Annotated in this window: 28 protein-coding genes; 15 read left to right on the forward strand and 13 right to left on the reverse strand. The window is 60.1% G+C overall.

Annotated features, from left to right (window positions below; genetic code table 11):
• Positions 1–28: 28 nt before the first annotated feature.
• Positions 29–1,216 carry an integrase core domain-containing protein gene (locus DQ393_RS03170; protein WP_432421976.1) on the reverse strand — a complete coding sequence of 396 codons (1,188 nt, stop codon included), beginning with the start codon at positions 1,214–1,216 and terminating at the stop codon, positions 29–31.
• A gap of 300 nt (positions 1,217–1,516) precedes the next feature.
• On the opposite strand from DQ393_RS03170, the gene DQ393_RS03180 reads away from it, so the two are divergent.
• Positions 1,517–1,834 carry a hypothetical protein gene (locus DQ393_RS03180; RefSeq protein WP_112340361.1) on the forward strand — a complete coding sequence of 106 codons (318 nt, stop codon included), beginning with the start codon at positions 1,517–1,519 and terminating at the stop codon, positions 1,832–1,834.
• A 333-nt stretch (positions 1,835–2,167) separates the two neighbouring features.
• On the opposite strand, the gene DQ393_RS03185 is transcribed toward DQ393_RS03180, so the two are convergent.
• Both DQ393_RS03185 and DQ393_RS03190 read right to left on the reverse strand, forming a co-directional pair.
• A complete protein-coding gene (locus DQ393_RS03185; RefSeq protein ID WP_112340362.1) occupies positions 2,168–2,479 on the reverse strand; it encodes a hypothetical protein in 312 nt (103 codons plus the stop codon).
• A gap of 288 nt (positions 2,480–2,767) precedes the next feature.
• Positions 2,768–3,868 carry a porin gene (locus DQ393_RS03190; RefSeq protein WP_112340363.1) on the reverse strand — a complete coding sequence of 367 codons (1,101 nt, stop codon included), beginning with the start codon at positions 3,866–3,868 and terminating at the stop codon, positions 2,768–2,770.
• 370 nt (positions 3,869–4,238) lie between these two features.
• Between DQ393_RS03190 and DQ393_RS03195 the strand changes: the two genes are divergently transcribed.
• On the forward strand, positions 4,239–4,700 hold the full coding sequence (locus DQ393_RS03195; RefSeq protein WP_112340364.1) for a cupin domain-containing protein: 462 nt from the start codon (positions 4,239–4,241) through the stop codon (positions 4,698–4,700).
• Here DQ393_RS03195 and DQ393_RS03200 read toward each other — a convergent pair.
• Both DQ393_RS03200 and DQ393_RS03205 read right to left on the reverse strand, forming a co-directional pair.
• On the reverse strand, positions 4,697–5,215 hold the full coding sequence (locus DQ393_RS03200) for a GNAT family N-acetyltransferase (RefSeq protein WP_112340365.1): 519 nt from the start codon (positions 5,213–5,215) through the stop codon (positions 4,697–4,699). The genes DQ393_RS03195 and DQ393_RS03200 overlap by 4 nt on opposite strands.
• 19 nt (positions 5,216–5,234) lie before the next feature.
• Positions 5,235–6,230, reverse strand: coding sequence for a LysR family transcriptional regulator (locus DQ393_RS03205; RefSeq protein WP_112340366.1), 996 nt, complete (start codon positions 6,228–6,230; stop codon positions 5,235–5,237).
• Positions 6,231–6,350: 120 nt separating this feature from the next.
• Between DQ393_RS03205 and DQ393_RS03210 the strand changes: the two genes are divergently transcribed.
• Positions 6,351–7,751, forward strand: coding sequence for an MFS transporter (locus DQ393_RS03210; protein WP_112340367.1), 1,401 nt, complete (start codon positions 6,351–6,353; stop codon positions 7,749–7,751).
• A gap of 32 nt (positions 7,752–7,783) precedes the next feature.
• On the opposite strand, the gene DQ393_RS03215 is transcribed toward DQ393_RS03210, so the two are convergent.
• Genes DQ393_RS03215 through DQ393_RS03225 form a run of 3 tightly spaced genes read right to left on the reverse strand, consistent with a single transcriptional unit; the run spans position 7,784 to position 9,834 of the window.
• Positions 7,784–9,055: an RNA polymerase sigma factor gene (locus DQ393_RS03215; RefSeq protein WP_112340561.1), complete on the reverse strand. Its 1,272-nt coding sequence runs from the start codon at positions 9,053–9,055 to the stop codon at positions 7,784–7,786.
• 31 nt (positions 9,056–9,086) lie between these two features.
• A complete protein-coding gene (locus DQ393_RS03220; protein ID WP_112340368.1) occupies positions 9,087–9,479 on the reverse strand; it encodes a YciI family protein in 393 nt (130 codons plus the stop codon).
• Positions 9,480–9,534: 55 nt separating this feature from the next.
• On the reverse strand, positions 9,535–9,834 hold the full coding sequence (locus tag DQ393_RS03225; RefSeq protein WP_146758959.1) for a hypothetical protein: 300 nt from the start codon (positions 9,832–9,834) through the stop codon (positions 9,535–9,537).
• Here DQ393_RS03225 and DQ393_RS03230 point away from each other — a divergent pair.
• Complete coding sequence (locus tag DQ393_RS03230) at positions 9,833–10,210, forward strand: VOC family protein (RefSeq protein ID WP_112340370.1); 378 nt, start codon at positions 9,833–9,835, stop codon at positions 10,208–10,210. The two genes, DQ393_RS03225 and DQ393_RS03230, sit on opposite strands and share 2 nt — an antisense overlap.
• Positions 10,211–10,424: 214 nt before the next feature.
• Positions 10,425–11,192, forward strand: coding sequence for a phosphatase PAP2 family protein (locus DQ393_RS03235; RefSeq protein WP_112340371.1), 768 nt, complete (start codon positions 10,425–10,427; stop codon positions 11,190–11,192).
• A gap of 11 nt (positions 11,193–11,203) precedes the next feature.
• Here the strand turns inward: DQ393_RS03235 and DQ393_RS03240 are convergent, their stop codons facing one another.
• Complete coding sequence (locus DQ393_RS03240) at positions 11,204–11,590, reverse strand: response regulator transcription factor (protein ID WP_112340372.1); 387 nt, start codon at positions 11,588–11,590, stop codon at positions 11,204–11,206.
• A gap of 245 nt (positions 11,591–11,835) precedes the next feature.
• Between DQ393_RS03240 and DQ393_RS03245 the strand changes: the two genes are divergently transcribed.
• Positions 11,836–13,497: a phosphoethanolamine transferase gene (locus tag DQ393_RS03245; RefSeq protein WP_112340373.1), complete on the forward strand. Its 1,662-nt coding sequence runs from the start codon at positions 11,836–11,838 to the stop codon at positions 13,495–13,497.
• A gap of 54 nt (positions 13,498–13,551) precedes the next feature.
• Here the strand turns inward: DQ393_RS03245 and DQ393_RS03250 are convergent, their stop codons facing one another.
• On the reverse strand, positions 13,552–13,929 hold the full coding sequence (locus tag DQ393_RS03250) for a cupin domain-containing protein (RefSeq protein WP_112340374.1): 378 nt from the start codon (positions 13,927–13,929) through the stop codon (positions 13,552–13,554).
• A gap of 213 nt (positions 13,930–14,142) precedes the next feature.
• Between DQ393_RS03250 and DQ393_RS03255 the strand changes: the two genes are divergently transcribed.
• The 5 genes from DQ393_RS03255 to DQ393_RS03275 all read left to right on the forward strand — a co-directional run bounded on the left by DQ393_RS03255 (position 14,143) and on the right by DQ393_RS03275 (position 18,020).
• Entirely contained in the window at positions 14,143–15,180 is a 1,038-nt protein-coding gene (locus DQ393_RS03255) for an LLM class flavin-dependent oxidoreductase (protein WP_112340375.1), read from the forward strand.
• A gap of 145 nt (positions 15,181–15,325) precedes the next feature.
• The gene (locus DQ393_RS03260) at positions 15,326–16,225 is read left to right on the forward strand and encodes a MurR/RpiR family transcriptional regulator (RefSeq protein ID WP_112340376.1); all 900 of its coding nucleotides are present in this window, start codon (positions 15,326–15,328) and stop codon (positions 16,223–16,225) included.
• A gap of 132 nt (positions 16,226–16,357) precedes the next feature.
• Positions 16,358–17,104: a COG4280 domain-containing protein gene (locus DQ393_RS03265; protein WP_112340377.1), complete on the forward strand. Its 747-nt coding sequence runs from the start codon at positions 16,358–16,360 to the stop codon at positions 17,102–17,104.
• Positions 17,101–17,307: a hypothetical protein gene (locus tag DQ393_RS03270; RefSeq protein WP_112340378.1), complete on the forward strand. Its 207-nt coding sequence runs from the start codon at positions 17,101–17,103 to the stop codon at positions 17,305–17,307. Before DQ393_RS03265 ends, DQ393_RS03270 begins: the two co-directional genes overlap by 4 nt.
• 131 nt (positions 17,308–17,438) lie before the next feature.
• Complete coding sequence (locus tag DQ393_RS03275) at positions 17,439–18,020, forward strand: histidine phosphatase family protein (RefSeq protein WP_112340379.1); 582 nt, start codon at positions 17,439–17,441, stop codon at positions 18,018–18,020.
• Positions 18,021–18,110: 90 nt separating this feature from the next.
• On the opposite strand, the gene DQ393_RS03280 is transcribed toward DQ393_RS03275, so the two are convergent.
• Positions 18,111–19,046: a phytanoyl-CoA dioxygenase family protein gene (locus DQ393_RS03280; protein WP_112340380.1), complete on the reverse strand. Its 936-nt coding sequence runs from the start codon at positions 19,044–19,046 to the stop codon at positions 18,111–18,113.
• Between the two features lie 134 nt (positions 19,047–19,180).
• Here DQ393_RS03280 and DQ393_RS03285 point away from each other — a divergent pair, with 134 nt between their 5' ends.
• Positions 19,181–20,044 carry a helix-turn-helix domain-containing protein gene (locus DQ393_RS03285; RefSeq protein WP_112340381.1) on the forward strand — a complete coding sequence of 288 codons (864 nt, stop codon included), beginning with the start codon at positions 19,181–19,183 and terminating at the stop codon, positions 20,042–20,044.
• On the opposite strand, the gene DQ393_RS03290 is transcribed toward DQ393_RS03285, so the two are convergent.
• Complete coding sequence (locus DQ393_RS03290; protein ID WP_112340382.1) at positions 20,034–21,458, reverse strand: PLP-dependent aminotransferase family protein; 1,425 nt, start codon at positions 21,456–21,458, stop codon at positions 20,034–20,036. The two genes, DQ393_RS03285 and DQ393_RS03290, sit on opposite strands and share 11 nt — an antisense overlap.
• 94 nt (positions 21,459–21,552) lie before the next feature.
• Here DQ393_RS03290 and DQ393_RS03295 point away from each other — a divergent pair, with 94 nt between their 5' ends.
• Both DQ393_RS03295 and DQ393_RS03300 read left to right on the forward strand, forming a co-directional pair.
• Positions 21,553–22,236 (forward strand): pyridoxamine 5'-phosphate oxidase family protein, encoded by a 684-nt coding sequence (locus tag DQ393_RS03295; protein WP_112340383.1) that lies wholly within the window; start codon positions 21,553–21,555, stop codon positions 22,234–22,236.
• 29 nt (positions 22,237–22,265) lie between these two features.
• Positions 22,266–22,928: a GNAT family N-acetyltransferase gene (locus DQ393_RS03300; RefSeq protein ID WP_112340384.1), complete on the forward strand. Its 663-nt coding sequence runs from the start codon at positions 22,266–22,268 to the stop codon at positions 22,926–22,928.
• A 21-nt stretch (positions 22,929–22,949) separates the two neighbouring features.
• Here DQ393_RS03300 and aac(6') read toward each other — a convergent pair whose 3' ends face one another.
• Positions 22,950–23,390: an aminoglycoside 6'-N-acetyltransferase gene (gene aac(6'), locus DQ393_RS03305; protein WP_112340385.1), complete on the reverse strand. Its 441-nt coding sequence runs from the start codon at positions 23,388–23,390 to the stop codon at positions 22,950–22,952.
• A 132-nt stretch (positions 23,391–23,522) separates the two neighbouring features.
• On the opposite strand from aac(6'), the gene DQ393_RS03310 reads away from it, so the two are divergent.
• Positions 23,523–24,518 (forward strand): sterol desaturase family protein, encoded by a 996-nt coding sequence (locus DQ393_RS03310; RefSeq protein ID WP_112340386.1) that lies wholly within the window; start codon positions 23,523–23,525, stop codon positions 24,516–24,518.
• The last annotated feature ends 166 nt before the right edge of the window (positions 24,519–24,684 follow it).

The raw sequence follows: 24,684 nt of genomic DNA on the forward strand, positions 1-24,684 counted from the left end.
GGTCCGTTCTGGACACATAGGTTACGGTTTATTCCTGAGACATAGGTAACACCTTTGGGCCGAAGGGGTTCGGCAGTGGTTCGAGCCTGCATGTCTCGTCATCGAAGTATCCCAGATCGTAATCCATGAAGCTTGCGAGCCAGATATGGTCTTCGACCTGTTTGATTCCAACGGCCTGTCCGGCAAAAACCAGGCTGAGATTGATCTTCTTTCGTTTGTAACAGATGCGGCCGCATGTTGTGACGGTCACGGTCTGGTCGTGGAACGGATAGTCGAGCTCCGGCAGGCCGTGATAAGGTCGTGATGAAGCGTGGTAGCGCTCTGCCGGGCAAGCCATATTGAGGGCCTGGTGTGGCCGCTCGGTGTTAAATTCTTCGACGAAGTCGTCAAAGCGGGCCTGCTGCTGCAGGAAATTGGCGCCGGCCGGCTTGGTGGTTTCCAGCTTGAGTGTGAGATGCATGCGTTCGTGGCGGCCGTTCTGCTGCGGATTGCCTGGCTTGATGCGTTCGATGTCGATACCGAGCCGGAGCCACCAGACCGCCAGTCGCGACAGATTGAACAAGCCGTTGGGACTGGCGAAGGGGACGCCATTGTCGGTTCTGATCGCTCCGGGCAGGCCGAACTCCTTGAAGACGCTCTCGAACACGGTGAAGGCGTAAACTTCCTTCGTCGTGTGCAGCGCTTCGCAAGCCAGGAGATAGCGGCTAGCGAAGTCGGTGATCGTCAAGGGATAGCAGTAGCGCTTGTCGGCGAGCATGAACTCGCCCTTGTAATCGGCGCACCACAGGTCGTTGGCCTGGCGGGGTTGGGAGAGCGGCGTGCCTTCCGCCCTGTTGCGCCGTCGCTTGCGGTGCTGGACCAGCCCGTTGCGGTCGAGCACCGCATGCACGGTCGAGATCGCCGGCGTTTGCACGTCCGGATAAAGCCGCGCCAGTCGTTCCCTGATCTTCGGTGCGCCCCAGTTCGGCTTCTCCTGCTTGGCACGCACAATCAGCTTCTCGATTTGGAAAGGAAGCTGATTGGCGTGCCGGTAGGGACGCCGCGAGCGATCCGTCAGTCCTTCCAGCCCGCAGGCATTATAGCGGCTGATGATCTTGTGGCCGGTCTTGCGGGAGATGCCGAACTCGCGGCATAGCGCCGCGATCTTCTCGCCATCCAGAACCCGCGCAACGAATTTGAGACGCTCGTCCATGCGGTTACACTCCTGCCAAGGCACCTTCGCTCTCCTCGCAAAGGCCAAAAGTGTAACCCATGTCTCCGGTATGAACTGTCACCCTTCTCTCGGGAAGGACATATCGTCGGCAACGATTGCATCAAGAAGATCCAAAGCAAGCGAAGCTGCTCAATTGGAATCGCCGTCCCGTATGTCTTCCGAGGATAAATGCCGGCAAGCGCCAGTCACCCCACCTTACCAAGGTTTAACCCAACGGACGTCCGGCGGTAATCTTCGGCACGCTATTGTCTGATCGTACTCAGCGGCCAAGCGCCGCTCCTATTGGACATAAGGATCAAGACTATGTGGACCACCATGCGTACGCTCGTTGCCACCGGTCTGGTCGCCTTGACAATTGCAGGCACGTCAATTGCCACCGCTTCCCAGGCTGAAGCTCACAACAATTTCGGCCGCGGCCTTGCCGCCGGCATCGCTGGCGCCGTCATCGGCGGGGCTCTGATTGCCGGTGCGACCGCGCCTCACGCCTATGCCGAGCCCATGTACGCCGGCCCCGCCTATGCACCCAGCTACTTACCGCCGGCAGCTTATTATCCCCAATGCCATGTGGTCTGGCACCAGAATGCTTGGGGCGATATGTACCGCACCCGCGTCTGCGATTGATAAGCCTCCACGCCCGGGCCTGATTTCAGCTCAGGTGGATGAAATAGATCGGCGTGGGGAGACCGGCCATTTTCCGGGTCGTCTTCCCATCCGGCAGCGATAAGCTTGTGATAGCTCAATGAGCGACGCGGCGAGCGCATAATGGAATTGCGGAAACCGGCCAAAGAGGCGGTTTCACAGCTTCAACACCACTACATCCGGTTGAGATGACAGAAATCAGATCGACAATGGGTGCCTGCCCTTTGCGGGGCAGTAATCAATTCAACCCGCCAGCCGGCGGCAAGCCCCCGCCGCGCCGGCATTCGCTTTATAAGAAAACGGCTTTTCCTCAACCTAATGGTTCTTGTTCGGCCCCTTGCCGGTCGCGAAGCTGCAGGTCTTGATCTTGCAGTTCGGATCGTCGCTGGTGGGCACGCTGGCGCTGGCCATGGCGCCTTGCCCCAGGCAAGCCATCGAATTCGAGACGGTCCGATGGTACATCATCAGGCCCGGATGGTGTGAGGGATATCGCAGCACGATCGACCCTTCCTGAGCCATCTTTTCATGCACGGCTGCGCAGGTCATCGACTTGGAATTATAGGCTGACATGGCCATCGCGTTCGTGGAGAACATTCCAACTGCGGCAAGTATCATGATCGTCTTCATGGGGCTTCCTTTGGTCGCGCCGAAGGGCGCTATCGAAAATGAGATAGTCGTTGATTAGCATTGGGTTTATGACAGCGAACCGACTTCCCTTTATCGGCTGTTTGACCACTGCCAAGGGTGACCGACGCCTGTCTGGATACGACTGCGCTGGAGGTCACTATGCGTCGCACGGTGCCGGTCGGCAGGATGCGGTGCGAACGGAGATTCAGAAATCGTCCGTCACGACAGATGGGGCCCGATACGAAGACCGGGCCTCATTTCTGTGAACGTCAGCCGAGACCAAAAGCCTCAGAAGGTTCGCTCGAAGCGGAGGATACCCGAAAAGCTATCATCGCTCGGCAGATCATAGTGAACATAGGTGAACTCCGGCTCGACGAGCAGGTTCTTCACCGGATTGAATTTGACGTTGGTGGTCGCTTCGAAGATCTTGGAATCGGTATAGGCGAGCTGCAGGTTCCACTTCAGCTTGTCGTTGATCGGAACGCCGACGCCGCCCCAGACTGCCCAGTCACCCCAGCCGCAATCTGCGCCGTGAACGACGCCGTCGGAAGTCGTGCAGGCCGAGACGTTCTGGTTCGAACCGGCATATTGGTTGAGCTTGTCGCCGTCGGTATTCCACCCGCCCATCAGGAAGGCAGAGAAAACGCCGAAATCGGCATCAACGCGCGCCTTGATGGCCCCCTCTTCGACGATGGAGTCATAACCGCCGACCACGCGAAACTGCCAGGCGCCGGCTTTATAGCCGAGACCGGCAACAACATTCGGAGCGTAATGATCGCTCTTGGAGAGCTGCCAGCTTCCGCCATAGGCGCTGGTCGTCGTTCCGGAGTTGCTGTCTTCGAGCGAGATGACGCCGGTGAAGCCCGTGCCGCTGTCGTAGTTGTAGGTGATCTGGTTCAGCTCGTACGGGCCGTCATAGATCACGTCGTCCTGGATCACGTCGCCGGCGTAACCGATGAACTGGTTGTACTGCGAGTCCGTCTTGCCCACGCTGAAGCCGCCGAGGTTGATGTAGGCCCACAGCAGGTTCGTGCCGGTGGAACCGCCGTCGTTCCAATCCCAGCGCACGATGGTTTCGGTCTTCAGCGGACCATATTCGGTATCGGTTGCGGTATTGAGGTTGAGCTCGGCGCGGGTATGCCACTTGGTGCCGAAGTTGCTGGCGCGATTGTACGGATCCTTCCACTGACCTTCGGTGCGAACCTTGCCGCCGACGCGCAAGCAGGTCTCCGTGCCGGGAATGAAGAAGTAGCCCGCACCGAACGCGTCGCAGATACGGACATATTCCAGCGGCTCCGGTTCGGCGGCAACGATGGCATCGGCAGCATGTGCGCCGGATACGATGCAGAGGGCAGCGGCAGAACCGATAAGCAAACTCTTGATGTTCATGGTAACTCCATCCGTCGAATGAACTTGCGCGATGGACGAACCTGGGGGTCGCTCGACATCAAGTTCCAGTGCCTAATTCGAAGCACAAGCCTCACTTCGATTAGTAAGCTGCATTTACTATTTTCCCGTGACAAGGATTTAACTAGGCCCTCAACATATGTGACAGCACCCAGATATGGCATGTTGCTCAAACAACGCATATGTGTATGAACGATGACAACCGGGTGACAACTAGATGACAACACAGACAGTTAAACCCCGTTTGCCATGCTCCACCGAGATACATTGCTGGACTGGTGGCGACGAATTTTGGTAGACTCTTCTGCAGAGACAGCACATCCATCCACGGCAAATCGCAGGCAGGATCATCATGCCGAAGATCGATATTGCAGCCATACCCGAAGTCAAAGGCACGCGTTATCCCGCCCCATTCAATGACCCCTGCGCCGAGCGCATACGCCAGCGGCTGGGCGATGCCGGCGGCCTCATGGATTTCGGCGTCAACCTGATGCGGCTGCCGCCGGGGAACTGGTCGAGCCAGCGGCACTGGCATTCCGAGGAGGATGAATTCGTCTATATACTGGAGGGCGAACTGACGCTGATCGAGGATGATGGTGAAACCATCTTACGCGCCGGCGATTGTGCCGCCTTTCCGAAAGGTTCGGGCAACGGCCATCACATGATCAACAAATCGGCTACGACGGCTGTTTATCTTGAGGCCGGCACGCGCTCGCCCACGGATCTAATTACCTGTTCGGATGTCGACATGATGAGCTCCAGCACCGATGGACGCTTCGTGCACAAGGACGGCATGCCCTATCCGGACGGCTAAGTCGGCTCGTCGATATCAGCCGCAGCCAGCCGATGGGAAAGCAGATGGGTCGGCGCACCATGCAGCATGACTTCACGCTCGAAATGGAATCCACATTTTTCCAGCACGCGCAGGGAGGCCAGATTGACGGGGCGTACAAGCCCGATAACGCGCTTCGCCTGCAGATCGTTATGGGCGAAAGCCAGCGCCTCCCTCACCAGCTCGGTCGCATAGCCGTTTCCCCAATGATCAGGATGCAGATGATAGGAGAGATTGAGCCCCTCGAATTCGGTGGAAACGGTAACGCCCCCGAACCCGATCAGCCGCCCTTCCGTTTCGATCGCCCAACGCCCGAATCCATGCAGCCGCCAATGTGCCCGGTCACGGGCCAGGCGCCGGGCACTCTCTTTGGGAGAATCCGGCCTCGGATCCGGCCGATGGACGACCATTTCCGGCCGCAAGAACAGGGCCGTCAGAAAGTCGATATCCCCCTCCTCCGGCATCCGCAGGGAAAGGCGCGAGGTACGACGGATCATGGCGCCTCCGCTCGAAGGGTCAAACAGCTTCCGCGAGTTCAGGCGGATCGTAGCAGCAGGCATCCGTGGAAACACCCATGCGGCACCCGCTCGCCTCGAGCGCTTTCTTAACGACATCAACGAAAAGGCGGCGGAACCATACCGAGCGGCTGTCGGCCTGATCGACGCGGCGATAGAGCATCGTCACCGGATCAGCCGGCAGCTCGAAAGGCGGCTCCGAAATCGTAAGATCATGCAGTTGCGCCATGCAGCGGGCAATCGCCTCGGGAACCGTCGCAATGGCGGGAATGGCTTGTAGCGTCGTCGGCAGGGCCGAAAAGCGGGGAACGGTCGCCACCACTTGCCGGCGATGGCCGAGGCGCGCGAGAGCGACATCGACACTGGTGGATATGGAGCCTTCAAGCGAAACAGTCACATGCGGCGCGCTGGCAAAATGCTTGAGGCTCAGCGGCGCCGCGCATTTGAGATGCCGGCCATCATAGATGCAGAGCGAAGCCTGTTCGAACAGCGGCGCGCGAACATGCCAGGAAGCGGGCTCATCATGCACGGAGATACTGAATTCGAAGGCGCCCTCGTCCAGCAGCCGCACGGCATCACGCCGGTCGAAGGCAACGCTGGTCAGCCGGGCATTCGGCGCGAGCTGGCGCAGCCGCGCCGCCAGCGGCCCGAAGAAGGATGATTCGAGATTGTCGCAGAGTCCGACGCGGAATTCCCCCTGCCAACTTCCCGGATCGAAGGCCGCCGGCGGGCGGATGGCACGCTCGATACCGGAAAGCGCATCCTCGATCGCCGGCGCGATAGACAGCGCCCGCGGCGTGGGCTGCAAGCCGCGCCCGACGCGCACGAACAATTCGTCATCCAGCGTCTCGCGCAGGCGGCGCAGCGCCGCAGAAAGCCCGGGCTGGCCGAGCAGCAGCCGCTCGGCCGCACGGCTCACATTCCGCTCCTGCATCAGCACGGAGAAGGCGAGCAGCAGATTGAGATCGATCTTTCGAAGCGTGGCATCATTCATCATTATCAGTAATACCTGACATGGTTACTATCAATTTGCAATAGGGTTTGAAGGTGTACATTTTCTCGTTCCCTGCCGTTTTCAACCTCCCAAGAGGCGGCAGCCTAGAAAGGAACGATCCCGATGACTTCTTCCCAAACCCGAAGCGGGGCCGGATTGGCGTTGCTGCTGCTATGCGCCGCCAATTTCCTGGACGCCATGGACGTATCCACCATTGGAGTGGCGCTGCCCGCAATCCAGACAGAATTAGGTATGAAAGCCACCTCGCTGCAATGGGCCGTCAGCGCCTATGTGCTCGGCTATGGCGGCTTTCTGTTGCTTGGCGGCCGCGTTGCCGACCTTTTCGGCCACCGCCGCGTCTTCCTCTGGTCGCTTGCCGTCTTTGCCGCCGCCAGCATTGCCGGCGGGTTCGTCGATAGCGCTCCGACCCTGATCGCCGCCCGTCTGATCAAGGGCATCGCCGCCGCCTTCACGGCCCCTGCCGCGCTTGCCCTCCTGCTCTCCGTCTTCGGAGAAGGCAACGCCCGCGCCAAGGCGCTCGGCGTCTTCTCCTCCACCGGTGCCGCCGGTTTCGTGCTCGGCATGGTGCTCGGCGGTGCGGCGACTATCATCAGCTGGCGTGCGACCCTGGTCATGGGGGCTCCCATCGCCATCCTCGCGCTGATCGTCGCGCCGCTCGTCCTGCCCGCCGATCACAAGAGAAGCGGCGTGCGACCTCCCTTCGATTGGGCCGGCGCATTGACGATTACACCCGGCCTTCTGCTTTTCGTCTTCGGCGTCACCAATGCCGCCGCCGATGGCTGGCAGGCATTTGCAACCTGGGGTTCTCTGGTGGCAGCGCTCGTTCTGATCCTGCTTTTCCTGGTCGTCGAGTCCCGCCACCGGGATCCGATGGTGCCGCTCGCCATGTTCCGGCGTGCCAAGCTCAGCCATGCCAATGCCATTGCCGCGCTGTACCAGGGAGCCTATGTCGGCTTCCAGTTCATCGCGACACTCTATTATCAGACCGTCATCGGCTGGTCGGCCTTTGCCACGGGTTTTGCTTTCGCCATCGGCGGGACCTGCGTCATGTTCCTCGCGCCACGCTTCGCCACGATCGGCCAGAGCCGCGGAACGACGCTCCTGATGACCTTCGGCGTGGGATTGCAGGCCATCAGCTATCTTTTCTGGGTGCTGTCGGCCGGCCAGATCGATACGATCGTGCTCGTTATCGTCTCGCAGCTGTTGCTCGGTATCGGCTATGCCATGACCTATCCGTCAATCCAGGTCGCGGCCCTGTCCGAAGTCGGCGAGGATGAATCCGGCCTGGCGTCGGGCATGCTGTTTGCCTCCTTCCAGATCGGCGGCGGCATTATCCTGGCAGCGGCCTCGGCCGTCTTCAGCGCTGCACCGAGCTTCGGCTGGAATCCCTACATTGCCGGCATCGGTTTCGTGACGATCCTCGCGGCTGCCATCACGCTGCTTGCCGCCATCGGCCCGCGCTCATCCGCCGCGAGAGCCGCAAATTATCAGGCTGCAGAATAGCTTGAAACAAGCTGATCCGCCTCCCGGGCGGATCAGCTCTTCTCCGCGTCGGCGGCTTCGGCGGCGCGGCGCAGCAGCAGGTCACGCTCCCTTTGATTTTCAGCGATCGTGGCTGCCGTTTCGAAGGCCAGCCGCGCTTCGCCGTATCGACCAAGCTTATAAAGAAGATCGCCGCGAACGCTCGGCAGAAGATGATAGCCCTTCAGCGCCGGCTCGTCGCGAAGACGTTCAATGATCTCCAATGCCGTTTCGGGACCTTCGACCATGCCGACGGCAACCGCGCGATTGAGCTCGACGATCGGCGAACGCGTGAGTTCGGCAAGCTCTGCGTAAAGATCAGCGATCAGCCTCCAGTCGGTTTCATCCGATGTCCTCGCCCTCGCATGGCATGCGATGATCGCGGCTTGCAAAGCATAAAGGCCGTCGGCGCCCCTAAGCTGCTCTACTCGCCTCAGCGCTTTCAAGCCGCGCCGAATCTGCAGGCGATCCCAGCGGGCGCGATTCTGCTCGAGCAAAAGTATCGGGTTGCCGTCGGCGTCCGTCCGGGCCGCTACGCGGGATGCATTCAGTTCCATCAGGGCCAGTAACGCATGCGCCTCCGGCTCCAGCGGGGCGACGGAGGTCAACACCCTGCCCAGCCGCAGTGCCTCATTGCACAATTGCAGCCGAAGCCAGTTCTCGCCGCGTGCGGCCGTGTAGCCTTCGTTGAAGATCAGATAGACAACCTCCAGCACCGAGGCCAGGCGCTCCGACAATTCCTCGCCGTGCGGCGTCTCGTAGGAAAGCCCCGATTCCGATAACGTCTTCTTGGCGCGGACGATGCGCTGGGCGATCGTCGCTTCAGACACCAGAAAAGCCCTTGCGATCTCTTCCGTCGTCAGGCCGCAGATCATCCGCAAGGCCAGCGCCACGCGTGCCTCGCGCGAAATCAGCGGATGGCACGCCGTGAAGATCAGGCGCAGCATTTCGTCGCCGATATCATCGTCGAGAAGGGTATCTAGATCAGGCATGATCCGCTCGTCCTCCTCCATCTCCCGAACGATCAACTCGTGCTTCTGGTCAAGCATCCGGCGGCGGCGCAAATGATCGAGCGCCCGGCGCCTGGCGGTAGTCATCAGCCAAGCGCCAGGGCGTTCGGGGATGCCCGTTTCCGGCCATCGCTCCAGAGCCACGATCAGTGCTTCTTGAGTGAGATCCTCGGCCAGCGGTACGTCGCGCAGCAATCGCGCCAGGCTGGTGATCAGCCGTGGCTGTTCGATCCGCCAGACGGCCAGAATCGCCCGATGGGTGCCGGCGGGCGTCACGGCCACCCGCCCCGATGACAGGCCGAAATCATCATGCCCTTGCTTCGGCGAGAGGATCGCATACCCCCTCCGCGCCCGGCTCGAAATAGGCACGCACTTCACATGTGCCTTCCCAGCCGGGCATGAAATCCTTGTGCAGCTGCATGAACTCGACCGCGAGCGCCACGGCCTCCTCCTTGCTTTGCAGCTCGAAGATCGCATAGCCGCCGACGATCTCCTTGGCCTCGACGAAGGGGCCGTCGATCACGCTCAGCTTGCGATCCTTGATGGTGACGCGGGCTCCGGTCGCAAGCGGCATCAGCCCGGCCGTGTCGAGCATGCGGCCGGCCTTGATCTCCCGATCGGCCAGCTTGCCCATGGCCTCGGCAAGTTCCGGCGTCGGAGCCATGTGATGGGAAGAGGTGACGATAGACATGAAACGCATGGAAAAAATCCTCCGGAAGCGAGACACCGGCACCATTGCCGCTTAACAAGCCCGCTCATATTGACGACGAAGCAGTCATTCGCAAATCGACAATCGTTTCAAAAAAATCAGCTTGCGGCCGGGCGCCGACAAATCCATGTCCGGCGCCGCGCAGTTCATCAAGATCGACAGCGCCCAGACGATTCGCGATTGGAAATTTGGATCGAACGATCCGATAACCCGTCGCTTCGCTTTGTTGACTTCCCATCACCATTGCAAGATGGTGAGACCCAATTGAACCTGCGGGCTTCGAAAGCTGGCATCTTCCAGGGGCGGCTTCGCAATACTCCGCAGACAACACGGAGCGGGTTTTCATGTTCGACCACATCTCGATCGGCGTCAAAGATCTGGCGCGGGCAAAGGCGTTCTACGATGCTGCATTGGCACCGCTTGGCTATGAACGTCTGACCAATTTCGACGGCACGGTCGGATATGGGGCGGAACGCGCCCAGTTCTGGGTCAGCGAGGTGGAGCGCCCCGTGCCCGCCGACCGTGGCTCCGGCCTGCATTTCTGTTTCATCGCCCCGAGCCAGGCTGCCGTCGATGCCTTCTATGCCGCAGGCATCGCCAGTGGCGGCGAAGACAACGGCAAGCCGGGCATCCGACCGGACTACAGCCAGTTCTACTATGCCGCCTTCGTCATCGATCCCGATGGCTATCGGCTGGAAGCCTATTTTCAGACGGGCGAATAGAGCGCAACCAAGGGCAACGTCGAGATCTGTTCGACCGGTCAGGATCGACCTGACCGGCATTGGTCGTGCCGTTCGATTTTCTTAAGCATTTGATCTTTCAGGCTGCTGTCAGGCTTCTGTCGTAGTGGACACTCGATAGTGGCCGCCTCAGCTTTTTTTGCAAACCCGGGCGGGCGCTCTTTTGAACTTGTTCAGACCGTGGCCGGCGTTCCCGATGTTCGATAATTCCATTGCCTATACAAAACGAACGGTCCCGGTAAGCAGATCCTTCGTCGCATTTCTGGCGCTCTTCACGCTCTGGTGGGTGCTGCTGTTCGTCTTCTATCATTTCCCCGCTATCGATCTCCTCGTCGCCAGGAGCGTCTTCACCGCGGCGCCTTGCGCGTCGATCACGCTAGCCGGCAAAGTGTGTGGCGCCTTTGCACTCGCCAAGAATCCTCTTCTCGAGATCGTGCGGGCTGTGACGCTTGCCCTGCCCTACATCGCCGCTGTCACCCTGGTTGCGAGTTTGATTTCATCCTGGCGCAAACATGGCGCTCGATGGCGCACGCCGATAACGGATCGATATGTCGCCGCATTGATATCGCTGACCATCGGCTGCGGCCTCATCGTGAACACCTTGCTTAAAAGCTATTCCGGCAGGCCGCGGCCGCGCAGCACCGATCTCTTCGGCGGTTCGCTCGACTTCGTCCAGGCAGGATCGTTTGCCGGTAAGTGCCTTGGAAATTGCTCCTTCGTTTCCGGAGAAGCGTCGTCCGGCGGCTGGCTGCTCTGCCTCATATTGCTGCTGCCGCCACATCTGCGCCTCCGGCTCGGGCTTCCGCTCGCGATCATCTCGATCATGATGCCGGTCCTGCGGGTAATAACCGGGGCGCACTACCTGTCGGATGCCGTTCTGGGCTGGCTCATGTCGTTGGTGGTCTTTGCCGCTGCCCTGGCCGTGATCGACGTCCTGCGGCTGGCAAGGTCAGCCCAATCCTGAAAAGCCGCGACTCAGCTGACATTGCGGATGCGCTTCAAGCTGCCGCGCGAGGCTGCCTTCCGCACACGGACCGCCATCTCGGCGAGCGCAAAGGGCTTCACCAGATAATCCACGGCGCCGATGCTCATGGCGGTCATCTGGTCCGAGAGCTGATCATAGGCAGACATGACGACGACCGGCGTCGTATCGCCGCGCGCTTTCATGAGCCTCAGCATGTCGAGGCCGCTTCCATCCGGCAATCGAAGGTCGAGAAGAACCACATCATGCTTACTCGACGCGGCCGCGGCCGTTGCGGATTCGAGAGTGATCGACCAGTCGACCGACCAGCCGTCCGCATGCAGATGATCCTGCACGGCATTGCCTATAGCCGGATTGTCTTCGATCAATAAGAGCCGCACGATTGCTCCCCGTTGCAAGCGGGCAGCTATGATGCCTATTTCTGACGGCGACCTGAACTCAAAGCGGGAGGCTGACAAAAAGCGAAGATAATCCGAACAGGGCTCGAAACAGCACTGCACAACGGTCCGTCATTCAGGTAAATGTCAGTATTGATCACCATGGTGGCCAACTTTGGCAGCCAAAACGCACCCTGCGGTAGTGGGCACTTCCGCCCCAACCGCCAGCAGATGCGCGGAGAAGACTATTGACCAATAGAAACGCCACGCCGGACCGGCAAAAATTCAGGCCGGCCATCGGCAGTGTCACGCTTTGCTTCATAGCCGCTTTATATGTACTTCTTGTGACAAACCGGATGTTTTGGACCAAGGCATACGGCTATTTTATCGCTGAACCCGCCGCCTTCGCCGCCTTCGTAATCGGCATTTCCGCTGCCATCCTGGCGCTCTTCACGCTCTTTTCCGCCAAATACCTCACGAAGCCGGCCCTGATCTTCTTCGTGCTGGTGGCATCGGTCTCTTCCTGGTTCAACGATCAGTTCGGCGTCATCATCGACAAGGAAATGATCCGCAATGCCGCAGTGTCGACCGGAGCGGAAAGCGGACACCTGATCACGGTGCGCTTCGTGACCTATGTCCTGCTGACGGGCGTCTTACCTTCGCTGGTCATCATGTGGATCCGGATCGTCCATCGTCCCATCCTCAAGAAGCTTGCCTACAATACCGCCGTCATTCTCGCCTGCTCGGCGATCTTCGTCGTTGCCGGCACCAGCTTCTACAAGACCTATGCCGGCGTCGGCCGCGCTCATCGCGACCTGATGGATACACTTAATCCGGTCATCCCGATCACCAGCGCTGTGCGCTACGCAATCGATGCCCAAAAGAACGCCAACGTCGTCGCGCAGCCGCTGGGTACGGATGCCCGCAGGGTCGGCGCGGTCGATAACGGCAAACCGCGCGTCACGATCATCGTTGCCGGCGAAACCGCGCGCGCGCAGAACTTCTCGCTCGGCGGCTACGCCAAGATGACCAATCCGGAACTGGCAAAGCGCGATGTCGTCTACTTCCCCAATACCAGCAGCTGCGGGACGGCGACGGCAACCTCCATACCCTGCCTGTTCTCGGTCTACACGCGTGGGCAATACACCCACCGTAAGGGGCTTGAGACGGAGAACCTGCTCGATGTCCTGACCCATGCCAAGGTGGATGTAACCTGGCTGGATAATGACACCGGCAGCTACAACGTCACCGATCGCGTCTCCTATACCTACCTGCCGCCCTCTGCCGATCCGCGCTTCTGCAAGGACGGCGAATGCAGGGACGAAATCCTCGTAGATAAGATCGACGGCTGGCTGGACAAGGTGAAGGGCGACAGCGTGCTGGTGCTGCACCAGCTCGGCAGCCACGGCCCGGCCTACTATCAGCGCTACCCGGAAGAATTCCGCCGGTTCCAGCCGGATTGCCGCTCCAATGACTTCAGCTCCTGTTCCCAGGAGGAAATCACCAATGCCTATGACAATACGATTCTCTACACGGATCACATCGTCGCCATGGTGATCGACAAGCTGAAGCAGCGCTCGAACTCGGTGTCCGGCTCCGTGCTCTATTTCTCCGATCATGGCGAGTCGCTCGGCGAAAACGGCATCTATCTGCACGGCACGCCCTATATCATCGCCCCTTCACAGCAGACGCATGTGCCGATGCTGGTATGGATGGCTGACGATCTCGCTAAGGCCGCCGGCTTCGACATGGCCTGCCTTGCCAAGCAGGCCGCCGAGGGCACCTACTCTCACGACAACATCTTCCACAGCGTTCTCGGCATGATGGACGTCTCGACGAAGGTCTATGATCCGAAGCTGGATGTTTTCGCGGCCTGCCGTACGCCGTCGAACAAGCTGGCGCTCAACTGATGGACTGGTCAATGTCCGGCAGCCCTTGACGGGCTGCCGGACCATCGGGATCGGTTAAAGCCGCTTGGGCGCGCGGATCGTCCGCTCGTTTTCGACATTGCCGGTATTGAGCGTCGTATTGCGCTCGAACAACACGACCTCGCAGGTCGGCTCGGCGACCGGACAGTGCTCCACCCCATGCGGAACGATGATGTATTCGCCAGGGCCAAGGACGATGTCGCCGCCGTTTTCCTCGCGCAGCTTCATGCGCAGCGTGCCCTTGACGACCAAGAACAGCTCATCCTCTTCTTCATGATGATGCCAATGGAAAGCGCCATCCAGCTTCACGAGCTTGACCTGGAAATCGTTGATGTCGCCGCCGACGCGCGGGCTCCAAGTCTCATCGAAGGCTGCAAAGGCTTTGGTAAGGTTCACCTTTTTCAGTGCGACCATGTGTTTCTCCTTGATTCAACCGCGCTCACTTCGGAGCTAATATTGGCGTGAGTACCACCGATCGCAACGCCGGCACTGCCGAATATCGCCGGTTGCCATCGGCATATCGAATTCTTCGAAGATTTCAGCCGAAACTTTCCGGGTAGTGGATGGTCGGGAGCGACACTACATGCTGTCTCAACATTATCATTTCGACACATGACAGGAAAAATCATGACGACAAACAACGTCGAATTCGGCCTGGATACTTTCGGCGACGTGACCTTCGACGATAAGGGCGCGCCGTTGCCGCATGCGCAGGTCCTGCGCAATGTCGTCGAGGAAGGCGTCCTTGCCGACCAGCTTGGAATAGACTTTTTCGGCATCGGCGAGCATCACCGTGAGGATTTTGCGGTCTCCTCGCCCGAAACGATCCTGGCCGCCATCGCCAGCCGTACATCGAAAATCCATCTGGGATCGGCCGTCACCGTGCTGAGCTCGGACGACCCGATCCGCGTGTTCCAGCGCTTCTCCAGCCTGAACGCGGTTTCGAACGGCCGCGCCGAAGTCATTCTCGGTCGTGGCTCGTTTACGGAGTCCTTCCCCCTGTTCGGCTTCGAGCTGTCGCAATACGAGCAGCTCTTCGAGGAAAAGCTCGATCTGTTCGCGGCCTTGCTCAAGAATGAGCCGGTGAACTGGCAGGGCAGCATCCGCCCGCCGCTGCGCAATCAAAAGGTTTTCCCGACCATCGAGAGCGGCCAGCTGAAGACCTGGATCGGCGTCGGCGGCAGCCCGGAATCGGTGGTGCGTGCCGCTCACTACGATCTGCCGCTGATGCTGGCGATCATCGGCGGCAGCCCCTATCGCTTCCAGCCCTATGTCGATCTCTACCACCGCGCCTTCGAACAGCTCGGCAAGCCCGTCAAGCCGATCGGCATCCACTCGCCCGGCTATATCGCCGAGACGGATGAACAGGCACGCGAGGAGCTGTGGCCCTGCTTCAAGGCGATGCGCGACCGCATCGGCCGCGAGCGCGGCTGGCCGCCCATGACGCGCGCGGAATTCGACAACGAGATCGAAAAGGGTTCGCTCTATGTCGGCTCGCCGGAAACGGTCGCCGCCAAGCTCGCCCCGGTCGTCAAGACGCTCGGCATCAGCCGCTTCCAGCTGAAATACAGCGCCGGCGCACTCGGCCATGACAAGATGCTGCGTTGTATCGAACTCTACGGCCAGAAGGTGATCCCGGCGGTGCGAGCCGCTTTGGCGGAATAGCCATAGCCAACTCTCCCGCCGACCTTTAACGCGATCAAAAGGGCGCTTTGCGATACAGCGAAGCGCCCTTTATTTGTGCTGTCATTCTTTTGCAGCAAATGCTACAGATAATCCAATTGGTAGCATTCACTACAGAAGATGTCCGATGGCAGAAGCGACGCAGAAACCTCGCACTTTCGAAGACCGCGTTCTCGATGTGATCGAGACCCTCGCACCCTCAGAGCAACGTATCGCGCGTTTCTTCGTAGATCAGAAGCAGGCCGCACTGTTGAATTCGGCCGCCCAGATCGCGCAGCTCGCCGGCACCAGCGACGCGACGGTCGTCCGCACCGCCCGCGCCCTCGGTTTCGAAAGTCTGTCGACGCTGCGGGCCGCTCTGCTTGAGGAACTGACCGGAGCGCCATCCCCCGGAACGCGGATGCAGCGCACGCTGGCTGAAACGGGCAGCCAGGCCAGCGATGTGCTTCACCATGTCATCAGCATACACGAACAGGCTTTGGAGGTTCTGCGGCGCGAGGAATTCGCCGCAAGCTTCGAACGCTGCGTCGACAGTCTCGCCAAGGCAGCCCGACGTCATGTCTTCGGCATCGGGCCTTCGGGCGCGATAGCGGATTATACCAGCCTGCAGTTCAATCGCATCGGCCTGCCGAGCAGCGCGCTCTCGGCATCTGGCATAGCGCTTGCGGATCGCCTGCTTGGGATTAGCAAAGGCGACGTCGTGCTTGTCATGGCCTATGCGCCGCTCTATCGCGAGGTCGAGGTGCTGCTGGAATACGCCGGCAAGCATGGCGCTCCGATCATCCTGATCAGCGACGATCTCGGCTTACAGATTGCCGACAAGGTGACTGAAGTCCTGCCTGTGCCGCGTGGCAACGCCGGCCACCTCGCCATGCATGCCGGCACGCTGGTGCTGATCGAATCTCTGATCGTGGCGCTAGCCGCGAAGGGCAAGGATGCTGCCATCGACCGCCTCGATCAGCTCAGCCAGCTGCGCGGTGCGCTCGATAAATCATGGAGCAAACGCGGCACGAGGAAACGCAAGTGAACCACGCCAAAGTGCAGCGCGCACGCGATATCGGCATTTGGCCAAGCCTCGGCTCATCCAAGACATGAAGAACCATCGTCCGGCAAATACCGTTCGCATTCAACGCCTTAATCGTCATTCGGGAATCAGTTCATGAACAGCCTCACGCCCATTCTCTCCACCGTGACGGCATCTTTCCTCGGCTCATTTGTCGAAGTCGTGGAAGCCTTCACCATCGTCCTTGCCGTCGGCGTCACACGAAGCTGGCGCCCGGCCCTCACGGGTGCCGCGCTCGCCCTTGCAGTGCTGGCTGCCCTCGTCCTCGTCTTCGGACCGCTGCTGGCGCTGATACCGATCGAGATGTTGCAATTCGTCGTCGGCGTTCTGCTGATCCTTTTCGGCATGCGCTGGCTGCGCAAAGCCATACTTCGCTCCCTCGGCGTCATCGCCCTGCACGACGAGGAAGCAGCCTTCTCCAAGGAGACGGCAGCATTACAGGCGCAGTCCACAGATCGCCGCGCCGATTATCTCGCCGGCCTTGCCGCCTTCAAGGCAGTGCTGCTCGAAGGTGTCGAAGTGGTCTTCATCGTCATCGCCGTCGGCGGCGCGCATGGCCTGACACTCTATGCCGGCCTCGGCGCGCTTGCCGCTTTCGTGCTCGTCATGCTGATCGGATTGCTGGTGCATCGCCCGCTCGCCACCGTGCCGGAAAACACCCTCAAATTCGTCGTCGGCCTCATGCTGACAAGCTTCGGCATCTTCTGGACCGGTGAAGGCATCGGTGCGCACTGGCCGGGCGAGGATTTCGCCCTGATCGCCATCTTCGCGATCGTCTCGCTCGCCTCCTACGCCATCATCCGCGGCCTGCGCGGCAACCCAGCAACAAAGGCAGCCCAATGACCATCCTGCGCATCGCTCTCTCCGAACTTATCGGCATGTTCATCGACGACGGCAGCCTTGCCACGCTCTGCCTTATCCTCATTCTCCTTATTGCCGGAGCGGTGGAAATCCTCGCCTTTCCACCACTCGCGGGTGGCCTTCTCTTGCTGGTCGGCTGCCTCACCATCCTGTTCTACAGCGTCCGCCGCGCCGTGAAACGATGAGATTCACAATCCTCTGCAAGAGCTTGGATTTGCAGAAGGTTGTCGGGTCAGCTGCCAATCCGCTTTAGCTCTCGACAGACGCTTTCGCAGATGCGAAGAATTTCGCACGGCAAATGCAAAGGAGAAACGGCATGAGCAGCGCCTATCCCGAAGTCTATCTGGTACGCCATGGACAGACGGAGTGGAGCCTTTCCGGCCGGCACACCGGCCGGACCGATATTCCGCTCACCGCTGCCGGCGAAGAGGCCGCCCGCAAGGTCGCCGGTCGCCTGCCTGCCATCGATTTCGCCGCCGTCTGGTCGAGTCCATCGCAGCGGGCGCAAAATACCTGCACACTGGCCGGTTTCGGCGACCGTCGCGTCGTCAAGGACGATCTGGCGGAGTGGGATTACGGCGCCTATGAGGGCATCACCACCAAGGCGATCCTTGCCGAACGTCCCGGCTGGCAAGTCTTCCGCGACGGCTGCCCGAATGGCGAATCTGCCGCCGATGTCGGCGCGCGTGCCGACCGCATCATCGGCGAACTTCGCGGCATTGCCGGCTCCGTCCTGATCTTTTCCAGCGCCCATTTCCTGCGCGTCTTCGCTGCCCGCTGGGTTGGCCTGCCGCCGGGGGGCGGTGCGCATCTGGTCCTCGACACCACGAGCATCAGCGTGCTCGGCTACGAGCATGACCTGACCGAGCCGGTCATCCGCCGCTGGAACGAAATCTGACGGACCCGCGCCTGCCCGCCAAATCTCCACAAACGCTTCGAGCGGCCCAAGGCCGCTCGAAGCTTTTTTCAAGAACCCGGTCTCTGTCGTTTACCAGGCCTTGAGACCCAGCAGCTTCTCGCCGAGCGGCGTCAGTTTGGCCGTCGTCGCATTGTGCTTTTCCCATTCGCGGGGGTCGCCCGGAAAGGCGTCGCGCTTCGGGGAGTCCAATTCCCGCCACAGACGAATGCGCTCCTCGCGCTCGGCGATATTGTCGTATTCCGCCGGATGCATGGAGATATATTGCGCCATGCGAACGCGGTTGTCCGAATGGTTGGGACGGACGCCGTGCGCCAGCAGCGAGTTGAAGATCATCAGGTCGCCGGGCTCCATGTCGATATTGACGACCGAGAGACCCGCCATGTCGGGATGCATGGGATCGCGATCCGCGGGCTGCGTCTTTTCCCATTCCTCGAAATGCTCGAAGAGCTGCGGCACGCACTGAAATCCGCCGACATCGCCATCCTGCTTCTTCAGGCTCAGAACACCCTGCACGCCGATCGGCAGGGGCCGGATCGAAGTATCGACATCCCAGTGGATGAAGCCGTTCGGATTGCCCTTCACCTTCTTCGGCGGGTTGAGATTGGCGCGATCGATCGTGACCCAGAGATCCTCGCGATCCCAGATATCGACGAAGACATCGTAAATCCGCTTTTCCATGCGGTTATCCCAGAGATACTGGTGATTATAGATCTCCAGCATGCCGGTATTGTTGAGTTCCTTCATCTTGTGCTCGCGCCGCTGCGGCGCATACCAGGTGGAAGGGTCGTTCGGGTCCTTCTCGTCAAAACGCCACAAGAGCTCGACAAGCCGCTCGACATTGACAGCAGGCACAGCCTGCCGCACGATCACATAACCCCTAGTGATCCAATGCTGCCAATCGTCCTTCGACAGCACTCTGAGCGGCAAAATCTTCCGAATATCCTTCAGTTGCGTCGTGACCGCTGACGCGGTCGGGTGAGCGTCTCGTTTCAAGGCAGGCTGCATCGGTCTCCTCCATCTCGCTGACCCTTTTGTTCTCGGGTTACGGAAGAAGTTGTAGCTCCAACAGGAGTTTCGATGTTGCCCGGCTCTGGCCACTTCTGATACTATTCTGGCTTGTCATCTATTACGGACGCTCCATGAGGCCCTATCTTGAAGTTCTGCCTCGTTCACCGGAAGCATCGTGGAGCATGCTGAACCGCCGGCTCGACGACTGCATTCCATTCCAATGGCACCACCATCCGGAATTCGAGCTGACGCTGACGCTGAATTCCATCGGTCAGCGTTTCATCGGCGATCACAGTGGCGACTATGGTGACGGCGACCTCGTTCTCGTCGGCCCCAATCTGCCGCACAGTTGGGTTTCGCATGCCAAGATCAAGGAAGAAAAGCCGCATATTGCCTTGGTGCTCTGGTTCAATCGCGACTGGCTTTTGCAGATGACGGGCGGCGCCGTCGAATTCCGGTCGATCGAAGCCATGCTGCGGCGTGGAGACAACGGCCTGCACTTTTCCGAGGCGACCTCCGCCGCCGTCCGCCCTGCCTTCGAAACCATTTTCGAAAAGCCGGCTGTCGAGCGCCTTCTGGCTTTGCTCGGCATTCTGGTGAAAGTCGCGGAAGACCGTCAGGCGACGCCGCTCGCCAGCGCGCCGGCGCAGGCTCCGGATCTCAAGGAAAGCCGTGAGCGCATCGACCGTGTGTTGACGCATATGCATCTTCACTATGCCCGCGCGATCAGCCTCGATGAACTGGCCGACATTGCGGCGCTTAGCGTCTCCGGCCTGCACCGCATGTTTCGCCGCCATACCGGCGGGACGATATCGGACTATCTCATGCGCATGCGCATCGGCGATGCCTGCGCCCGCCTCTCCTCCACCGGCCAGGCGGTCCACCATATCAGCGATGCCGTCGGCTATGCCTCGCTTGCCAATTTCAACAGGCAGTTCAGGGCACTCAAGGGCATGACGCCACGCGAATATCGGGCGATGTTTCTCAGGCGCTGACCGGCACTGCTTCGAGCAGTCTTGCAATCCTCGCCGCCGCCGCATCCGCTGCGTGCGCCTCCATGCGGGCGATGCCGAGCAACAGTCCGGGCTGCGCAGCACCCAGGTACAGCGCAGAGATGGGCCGAACCGCGAAACCATTGGCGTTGATTACACGCGCTACGGCGACATCATCGGTCTTTCCGTCGCGGAACCAGCTTGCCAGCTGCAACCCGCCGCCGCCCGCTCCGATCTCCAGCCAAGCGCAGCAATAGCGATCGAGTGCCGATACGGTCGCCGCCATGCGCTCGGCATAAATGGCGTTCATCTGCCTCAGATGTGCACGGAACCGCCCCTCGCGCATGAAATCGGCGAGGGCCGCCTGGATATGGATCGGTACGACGGTGCCTCTGAGCCGCTGCGCCGCCTCGGTCGCCGCCACCAACCGGGACGGCACGACGGCGTATGCGACACGCAGGCCGGGCGCGAGCGTCTTCGAGAAGGTGCCGACATAGGCAACGACTTCGCTGCGATCGATACCCTGCAAGGCGGCGATTGGACGCGACGCATACTGGAACTCGCTGTCGTAATCGTCTTCCAGCACGATCGCACCATTGGCCCGGGCGAATTCGAGCAAGGCGAGACGGCGCGGTAGACTCATAGTGGCGCCGGTCGGATATTGATGCGAAGGCGTAGCATAGATCAGCCGCGGCGGTGGCCCTGCACCTCGCGCAATATCGATACCCTCTGCATCGCAAGGTACCGGCACGAGACTGGCGCCGGCCATCCGCAGGATCGCTTGCGCGCTGGCATAGCCCGGGTCTTCCATCCAGACGATGTCGCCCGGATGATCGGGCTGAAGCAACACGCTCGCGAGCAACCCGATCGCGGCACCGGTCGACGGGACGATCACCACCTGTTCGGGCCGGGCGATCACGCCCCGCGTTGCAGCGATATGATCGAGGATGGCTTCGCGCAGTTCGCGGATACCACCGTGATCACTATAGCCAAGGTCGTGTACCCGCAAAGAGCGGCCCCTGGCCCCGAGATAACGCGCCCAGACTGCGTGGGGAAAGGCTGACACATCCGGCACACCCGGCTCGAACAATCCTCCGGTTTTGAATTCGGTAACGCGCGGCTGGTTCGGCAGTGGCGCAGCGGCTTGCCCTGACAATGGTGCCGATGGAAAGGCTGCGACGCGCGTTGCAGCACCGGGTGCCGATTGCAGATAGCCCTCCGCTTTTAGACGATCATAGGCATTGACGACGGTCGAACGCGCAATGCTGAGCGAGAGCGCCATTACCCGCGTCGACGGCACACGCTGTCCTGCCGGCATTTGCCCATGCAGAATACGGTCGCGCATCAGGCGATAGACTTGCCCCTCCAGGTCACCCGAATTCCGGTCGAGTGCCGGCCATTGCGCCACCGATGCCACGGAACCTCAACTGGTCTGCTAAAAATCAAGAAACTGGCTATTTATAGCCTACCTCTTTGCTGCCAGAGATCAATGCTCAATCGACGAGGAAGCCATGGCCGATCTCAACGCGCCCGATACGAAGACCTATCCGACCACCGAACGCACCCGGGTGCGGCGAAGCCCGAAGCGTGGCAGCCACGCCCATGCCGATGTCCATGCCATTCTGGATGCCGCTCCGCTCTGTCACGTCGGCTATGTCATCAACGGCGCGCCCTATGTGACGCCGACCCTGCATTGGCGGGAGGACGATTATGTCTATTGGCACGGATCATCCGCCAGCCGTTTCCTGCGCGCCGCAGAAGATATGCCGGTCTGCCTGACCTGCAGCATCATCGACGGCTATGTGCTGGCCCGCTCGGCCTTCAATCATTCCGTCAATTACCGTTCGGCCATGGTCTTCGGCACGGCCCGCCTGGTCGACGACATCGAGGAGAAGACCGATGCACTGCGCCGCTTCATCGAAGACCTGTTTCCCGGCCGCTGGGACAGTTTGAGGCCGATGACCGGTCAGGAGGTCAAGGCAACTTCTGTGCTGCGCATGAAGATCGATGAGGCCTCGGCCAAGATTCGCAACGGCCCGCCAGGCGATTTGGAGGAGGCAGATCATCCCGTCTGGGCCGGCGTCCTGCCCATCGAAAGCCGTCTGGTATCGCCACAGCCCGCCCCCGGCTTGCCCGATGGGATGGAACTGCCACAATCCCTCGCAGACCTGATACACTCCGGCCGGCTCCGCTAGGCTGTATTTGATGACCAAAGGACTTTGACATGGATCTGACGAACTGGAAGGGCGTATCCCGTCCCGAGCGCATTACTCTGGAAGGCCATTATACGCGGATAGAACCGCTCGATCCGGCCCGTCATGGCGACGATCTCTATGCCTCGGCCCGCGCGCCCGGCGCGGAAGATCGTTTCCGCTATCTCTTCGAAGACGCACCGGCTGATCGCTCTGCCTTTTCGCCCTGGCTTGAGAAAGCCGCATCCAGCGCCGATCCGCTCTTCTTCGCGACGATCGACAAGCGCACGGGCCGTGCCGAAGGCCGGCAGGCTCTGATGCGCATAGACAATACACATGGCGTCATCGAGATCGGCAGCATCCTTTGGGGACCCGCCATCGCCCGCAGCCGCGTGACGACCGAGACGCTCTATCTCTTTGCATCCTATGTCTTCGACACGCTCGGCTATCGCCGCTTCGAGTGGAAGTGCAACAACCTCAATGAACCTTCGAAGCGGGCAGCCGAACGGTTCGGTTTCGTTTTCGAAGGCATCTTCCGCCAGCACATGGTCGCCAAGGGCCAGAATCGCGACACCGCCTGGTTTGCCATGATCGACGCCGACTGGCCGCGGCTGAAGGCCGGCTACGAGCGCTGGCTGAAGCCGGAGAATTTCGATGCGGCCGGACAGCAGAAAACGAAATTGACATTCGCCTAGGCACAGTCCTGTAGCTCCGGCCTAGAGCAGCTTTCGAAAATAGACCACGCGCCTGGTTTCGACAAAACCGAGCGCTGCATGGAAGGCATGGCTCGCAAGATTGTCGATCAATGCATCCGAGGCAAACTCCGTGCAGCCGGCCTCCCGCCCCCAGGCGGCGACAGCCTCGCAAAGTGCCTGTGCCACCCCTTCCCGTCGATTTTCCGGGCGCACATAGATTCCCTCGAGGAACAGAACCGGGGATGTCTCGCAACCGTTGACGTAATCGTGCCGCAATGTTGCTTCGGCAAAACCGGTGATATGACCGGCAGCATCGATCGCCACGAAAGCAATACCGTTTTCATTGGAGCAAAACTGCGCAAGTTCCGCGCGGTGATGTTCGACCGAATGGCCGGGCCAAAGCGCCGCGCGCAAGCCAACCCACCCCTCCAGATGCTCGTGTCCCGCCTTTTCTATCCGCATGTTTCGGTCTCCCTTCCAACTGCCGTCGCCAGCGATCGGAAAAATTTCGCTTTCGACTCCACAATCATCGCGCTACATATCCCGCATACTCACGCGCAAATTTTTCGCTGATCAGAATCTGAGGATGATGGAATGACATTTCAAAGCAGTTCGCGTCTTTACGCTGCTGTTTCCTCCCTGTTGTGGCCTGCCATCCTATGCGGTGGACTAACGGGAGCCTATTTCGCCTTCCAGTCGGATATGCATCTTCTCTGGTTCAATGTCGTCTATCTTTCGACGGTGGCCATAATCGCCCTCTTCGAGCGGTTGATGCCTTACGAGAAGACTTGGCAGAAACGCGATGGCGAAACCTTCAACGATGTCGCCCATACGCTGCTGAACAAAGGCGGCGTGCAGATCGCCGCTGCGATCGGCACCTCTTTCCCCATGGCCGTTGCAACGGTTGCGCAGCCGGCACTGAGCTACCATTCGCATTTCTGGCCGGATCAGTGGCCGATGATATTCCAGGTGGCGCTCGGCCTCGTCATCGCCGAGTTCGGCCTCTATATGGCCCATCGTCTCGCGCATGAGCATCTGTCGCTATGGCGCTTCCATGCGCTGCATCACAGCGTCGAGCGGCTATGGGTCATCAATACAGGCCGCTTTCACGTCATCGATACGCTCTTCAAGATCGCGCTCGGTCAGATTCCACTCTATCTGCTCGGCGCGCCTTTGCCGGTCTTCCTCTGGATCGGTGCGGTCACGGCTTTCATCGGCCTTTTGACCCATTGCAATGTCGACATGCGCACCGGCCCGCTCGACCTCATATTCTCGACGCCGCGCCTGCATCGCTGGCATCATTCAAAAGTGCTTGCCGAAGGCAATACGAATTATGGGGAAAACCTCGTGATCTGGGACCAGCTTCTCGGCACCTTCTACAATCCGCCGCGCCCCTCCTCCACGGATATCGGCATCACCGGCAAGATCGCCAAAGGCTTCCTCGCCCAGCTCGCGCAGCCCTTCTCGAAGAAGGGCCGCAAGGAGATTATCGGCAAGAAGCCGAAGGAATTGATCCTTCAGGAAGAACAAGCCGCAAAGGCCGCCGCGGCAAGGCGGAACAGCAACATCAGGATCCGCAAATCAGGCTAGGATCGCTTTCGATAAACGCGCCGATCGCCTGGCGCACGGACGGATGCGTTCATCGATACATGCCTGTGGACAGAAACATCGCGAAAAACTCAAGCCCGGCGATTCACGTATTTCGGTTTCAAACCGAGAAAATATTGTCATTTAACGTGTATTGAAAAAGGTAGCC

The sequence above is a fragment of the Martinezella tropici genome, from assembly GCF_003287875.1.
GTDB lineage: Bacteria > Pseudomonadota > Alphaproteobacteria > Rhizobiales > Rhizobiaceae > Rhizobium > Rhizobium tropici_C.

What these genes read in the sequence shown, in the direction of transcription:
- DQ393_RS03295 (WP_112340383.1), top strand. Translation starts at nt 21,553, where the DNA reads ATGGCCGATCTCAACGCGCCCGATACGAAGACCTATCCGACCACCGAA.
- DQ393_RS03210 (WP_112340367.1), top strand. Translation starts at nt 6,351, where the DNA reads ATGACTTCTTCCCAAACCCGAAGCGGGGCCGGATTGGCGTTGCTGCTG.
- DQ393_RS03235 (WP_112340371.1), top strand. Translation starts at nt 10,425, where the DNA reads ATGTTCGATAATTCCATTGCCTATACAAAACGAACGGTCCCGGTAAGC.
- DQ393_RS03270 (WP_112340378.1), top strand. Translation starts at nt 17,101, where the DNA reads ATGACCATCCTGCGCATCGCTCTCTCCGAACTTATCGGCATGTTCATC.
- DQ393_RS03205 (WP_112340366.1), bottom strand. Translation starts at nt 6,230, where the DNA reads ATGATGAATGATGCCACGCTTCGAAAGATCGATCTCAATCTGCTGCTC.
- DQ393_RS03250 (WP_112340374.1), bottom strand. Translation starts at nt 13,929, where the DNA reads ATGGTCGCACTGAAAAAGGTGAACCTTACCAAAGCCTTTGCAGCCTTC.
- DQ393_RS03260 (WP_112340376.1), top strand. Translation starts at nt 15,326, where the DNA reads ATGGCAGAAGCGACGCAGAAACCTCGCACTTTCGAAGACCGCGTTCTC.
- DQ393_RS03190 (WP_112340363.1), bottom strand. Translation starts at nt 3,868, where the DNA reads ATGAACATCAAGAGTTTGCTTATCGGTTCTGCCGCTGCCCTCTGCATC.
- DQ393_RS03280 (WP_112340380.1), bottom strand. Translation starts at nt 19,046, where the DNA reads ATGCAGCCTGCCTTGAAACGAGACGCTCACCCGACCGCGTCAGCGGTC.
- DQ393_RS03180 (WP_112340361.1), top strand. Translation starts at nt 1,517, where the DNA reads ATGTGGACCACCATGCGTACGCTCGTTGCCACCGGTCTGGTCGCCTTG.
- DQ393_RS03285 (WP_112340381.1), top strand. Translation starts at nt 19,181, where the DNA reads ATGAGGCCCTATCTTGAAGTTCTGCCTCGTTCACCGGAAGCATCGTGG.
- DQ393_RS03195 (WP_112340364.1), top strand. Translation starts at nt 4,239, where the DNA reads ATGCCGAAGATCGATATTGCAGCCATACCCGAAGTCAAAGGCACGCGT.
- DQ393_RS03200 (WP_112340365.1), bottom strand. Translation starts at nt 5,215, where the DNA reads ATGATCCGTCGTACCTCGCGCCTTTCCCTGCGGATGCCGGAGGAGGGG.
- DQ393_RS03230 (WP_112340370.1), top strand. Translation starts at nt 9,833, where the DNA reads ATGTTCGACCACATCTCGATCGGCGTCAAAGATCTGGCGCGGGCAAAG.
- DQ393_RS03300 (WP_112340384.1), top strand. Translation starts at nt 22,266, where the DNA reads ATGGATCTGACGAACTGGAAGGGCGTATCCCGTCCCGAGCGCATTACT.
- DQ393_RS03220 (WP_112340368.1), bottom strand. Translation starts at nt 9,479, where the DNA reads ATGCGTTTCATGTCTATCGTCACCTCTTCCCATCACATGGCTCCGACG.
- DQ393_RS03255 (WP_112340375.1), top strand. Translation starts at nt 14,143, where the DNA reads ATGACGACAAACAACGTCGAATTCGGCCTGGATACTTTCGGCGACGTG.
- DQ393_RS03225 (WP_146758959.1), bottom strand. Translation starts at nt 9,834, where the DNA reads ATGAAAACCCGCTCCGTGTTGTCTGCGGAGTATTGCGAAGCCGCCCCT.
- DQ393_RS03185 (WP_112340362.1), bottom strand. Translation starts at nt 2,479, where the DNA reads ATGAAGACGATCATGATACTTGCCGCAGTTGGAATGTTCTCCACGAAC.
- DQ393_RS03310 (WP_112340386.1), top strand. Translation starts at nt 23,523, where the DNA reads ATGACATTTCAAAGCAGTTCGCGTCTTTACGCTGCTGTTTCCTCCCTG.
- DQ393_RS03275 (WP_112340379.1), top strand. Translation starts at nt 17,439, where the DNA reads ATGAGCAGCGCCTATCCCGAAGTCTATCTGGTACGCCATGGACAGACG.
- DQ393_RS03265 (WP_112340377.1), top strand. Translation starts at nt 16,358, where the DNA reads ATGAACAGCCTCACGCCCATTCTCTCCACCGTGACGGCATCTTTCCTC.